The sequence below is a fragment of the Arenibacter sp. S6351L genome (assembly GCF_023016025.1).
Classification (GTDB): Bacteria; Bacteroidota; Bacteroidia; order Flavobacteriales; family Flavobacteriaceae; genus Arenibacter; species Arenibacter algicola_B.
Genome location: NZ_JALKBB010000067.1, coordinates 1 through 3,656 on the forward strand (window position 1 = coordinate 1; position 3,656 = coordinate 3,656).

At 33.6% G+C, this 3,656-nt stretch carries 3 protein-coding genes; all 3 read left to right on the forward strand.

The window, feature by feature from the left end; genetic code table 11:
- Positions 1-583 precede the first annotated feature (583 nt).
- The 3 genes from MWU82_RS23840 to MWU82_RS23850 all read left to right on the forward strand — a co-directional run bounded on the left by MWU82_RS23840 (position 584) and on the right by MWU82_RS23850 (position 3,593).
- Complete coding sequence (locus MWU82_RS23840) at positions 584-1,453, forward strand: AraC family transcriptional regulator (protein ID WP_247098239.1); 870 nt, start codon at positions 584-586, stop codon at positions 1,451-1,453.
- Positions 1,454-1,778: 325 nt separating this feature from the next.
- Entirely contained in the window at positions 1,779-2,336 is a 558-nt protein-coding gene (locus MWU82_RS23845; protein ID WP_215950037.1) for an OsmC family protein, read from the forward strand.
- 84 nt (positions 2,337-2,420) lie between these two features.
- Complete coding sequence (locus tag MWU82_RS23850; RefSeq protein ID WP_247098241.1) at positions 2,421-3,593, forward strand: hypothetical protein; 1,173 nt, start codon at positions 2,421-2,423, stop codon at positions 3,591-3,593.
- The last annotated feature ends 63 nt before the right edge of the window (positions 3,594-3,656 follow it).

Here is a 3,656-nt window from a genome sequence, read left to right on the forward strand (position 1 = left end):
TTAACAAGGATAACTCAGTGCCTTTATTCATCAATGTAATTTAAAGTGCAAAGAAATAAATTATTCACTTCAGACCCAAGTTTTGTTCTTGATCCATTATCCACTCCCCTATTTGGAAGAGGAATGTGAGTGCAACCTTTCTGAGAAACTATCTGATGCTGCAGGATTTTTGGTTGAGACCATCATGTATTGTCCGAAATCTGGAAGTGGTTATTATGAAGGTGGGCACGTATAATATAGATGTATTCTGAAGAAAAACAGTGCACAACAGAGCTTAAAATTAGTACCGGATTCTGGCTAAATCCAATGGTTTTTGTATATTTAAAAAGTCCGCCAAATTGAAAATTACACGATAGCAAATTATTCCAAATTTGGCTTTTAAAATGAAAAGATAAAAATACCCCCCGAACGCCTGCCTGACCACATTCGGGCGAAGGCAGGCAAAAAGCTTGGCAGGCGGAAACTGGCCAACGCGCCAACTCGCCCGCTGATATAGCAGACGGCGTACCTCCGCACTACGCTTAGCTCAACCGTTGTGCACAAGCGCAATGGTATAATTTAATGTTTTTTTTAATTTTGGAATATGGCACTTGACCTAAAGAAATTTTTCATTTCAAACCAGCATTGCAATAAAATTATAAGTGATGATTACATGTTTATTGAATTTAATTGCCCCATTGAAATGGAAAATTTTAAATTATGGACAGAAATTCCATTTTTAGCTTATATAGTTAGTGGCAGAAAAGATTGGACAACTTTAAATAAAACCTATTGTTTAAAAGAAGGAGATGCTGTTTTTGTTAGAAAAGGTGTTTTTAAAACCAAGCAATATTTTGAAGAGAATTATTGTAGCCTACTTTTTTTTATTACAGACGATTTTATAAGACGATTTTGTAAAGAACATCATGAAGCTCTGCCTAAAACTTCAGCAGACTTTCTTGAAAATCAAATTTATAAAATCAATGTTAATGACCCTTTAAGCTCGCTTTTTTTAACAGTTTTCAATTATTTAAAAGCTGGGAAAGAAATACCAAAAGGTCTGGTAGAAATGAAATTTAAGGATCTTTTATTTAATATCACAATAGATCCGTTAAACAGAGAGTTGGTGGCACTCTTTAATTCTATTCAACAAGTTGAAAAAACTAATCTCAATGATGTGATGATTAAAAATTTTCAAAGTGATCTAACGCTGGAAGAGTATGCACGTTTATGCGGGAGAAGCTTGTCCACTTTTAAAAGAGATTTTCAAAATCATTTTAAAGAAACACCAGGTAAGTGGCTAAATAATAAACGTCTTGAGTATGCCAAAATGTTGCTTCAAAACCAAGATTTAAATATCAATGATGTCTGTTGGGAAAGTGGTTTTAAGAATACTTCACACTTTAATAGTGCTTTTAAGAATAAATACAAATTGCCCCCTAATCAGTTCAGAAAAGAGCATTACAATCTTTAGATTTTATTTTTCTGATATTTTCTTTTCTTTTAAAACTTGAACTTTTTAGCAAACAAATCGAATTTTAAAGTAAATCTAAGACTTTAAATACAGAATACATATACCCTATTGAATCTGAAACAGGTAAAAAAGTCCATAAAGAACTATCGGAAATCAAATAAAATCTTACATAAAAGCATCTCTAAACCATGACCATCCATAAAAAGATGGTTTTTTTTTGCTTTGAACTTTTTACCAAATAATTTGAACTTTAGAGTAAATCCTACACTTCGCAATCGCAATACATTTGTATCAAACAAATATTACTAATTAAAATATTAAAAAAATGGAAGCAACAACTGTAAACATGAAAAACGGAGTAAACGTAGATCAATTAGTAGAAACAATTGGTCACATTCAAGATCAACCAGAATTGGCTAAATTCGAATTCAGAGCCAAAAACAATTGGATTCAAGGAGGACATTGTGTGTCTAGTGTTAAAGGATTCTATGGTGCAGGTCAAGAAGACTCAACACGTGAAGAAACTTTCACATTGGCATGTAGTCATCCACAAGTATTATTAGGAGCCGACGAAGGTGCTACACCACCAGAAGTAGTACTTCATGCTTTAAGTTCTTGTTTAACTGGAGCCATGGTTTATCATGCTGCAGCAAATGGAATTGATATTGATGGCGCAGAATCTAACATTAAAGGCACAGCAGACTTGCATGGTTTTTTAGGATTGGATCCTGAAGTTCGTAAGGGATTTAACGGCATTCACTTTAAACTAAAAGTAAAATCGGATGCTACTGTTGAACAATTGGAAAATTTGGCAAAATTTTCGCCTGTATTCGACATGATTACTAATCCAACACCTGTTACAATCGAAATTGTAAAGGAGTAATTTCTTTAAAAAAGACTACTCTATAAAGTTAGAGTAGTCTTTTTTATTTCAATCAAAAAGCAAAAGAACTTTCACTTCATTACCATGAAAACTAAAAAACACATAACCGTTTGTGGTAACACGGCAGTAGCACGAATAGCTTACAAAACCAACGAGGTTTGCGCTATTTATCCTATTACGCCATCTTCAAAAATGTCAGAATTAGTAGAACAATGGAGTGCAACAAAACAAGAAAACATATTTGATACTATACCTTCAGTCTTCGAAATGCAAAGTGAAGCAGGAGTTGCTGGTGCAATGCATGGTGCTTTACAAACGGGCACTTTATCTACAACGTTTACAGCATCACAAGGTTTATTATTAATGCTGCCTAACATGTATAAGATTGCTGGCGAATTAACGCCAAATGTCATTCATGTTGCAACAAGAAGTATTTCAACCCACGCCTTATCAGTTTTTGGAGACCATAGTGATATTATGGCTGTTAGAAGTTCCGGTTACGCCATGTTAGGATCAGCTTCAGTACAAGAAGCACAGGATTTTGCTTTAATATCCCAAGCGGCAACCTTACAATCTAGAATTCCATTTATACACTTTTTCGATGGTTTTAGAACATCACATGAAACTTCTAAAATTGAAGAAATTTCAGATTCAATCATCAATGAAATGATGGATTTCGAATGTATTCAAAATCATAGAAATAGAGCCTTAAATCCAAACAATCCCGTAATTAGGGGAACAGCGCAAGGCGCAGAGGTGTTTTTTCAAAGTAGAGAAGCAGTGAATCCATACTATAATTCGTGTCCTGATATTGTTCAAAATAAAATGGATGCTTTCGCGGAATTAACTGGAAGGCATTACAAAATATTCGATTATGTCGGAGCAAAAAATGCTGAATATATTATTATTTCAATGGCTTCATCAACTGAAACCGTTGAAGAAACTATTAATTATTTAAATGCTAATGGTGAAAAGTACGGATTGATAAAAGTACGATTGTTTAGACCTTTCAGTAAAAAACACATTATTAAAGCCTTACCGGAAACCGTAAAATCGATTGCTGTTTTAGACCGAACAAAAGAACCTGGTGCAACAGGAGAACCTTTATATTTGGATGTAGTTCAATCTATTTTCGAAGCCTTTCAAAATAAAGAAATCTCAATATTTCCTAAAATTGTTGGAGGTCGTTATGGTTTGTCATCAAAAGAGTTTACACCAAATATGGTTGTAGCCTTCCCTAAAAATAGGACAGTATAAAATTCGAATTTATTAATTTTAAATTTTAACTGTCACATGAAGAAAAGCAAGTTTAGCGAAAGC

Bases quoted from the DNA above. Each gene is read 5' to 3' on its own strand.
- MWU82_RS23840 (WP_247098239.1), top strand. From the start codon at position 584: ATGGCACTTGACCTAAAGAAATTTTTCATTTCAAACCAGCATTGCAAT.
- MWU82_RS23845 (WP_215950037.1), top strand. From the start codon at position 1,779: ATGGAAGCAACAACTGTAAACATGAAAAACGGAGTAAACGTAGATCAA.
- MWU82_RS23850 (WP_247098241.1), top strand. From the start codon at position 2,421: ATGAAAACTAAAAAACACATAACCGTTTGTGGTAACACGGCAGTAGCA.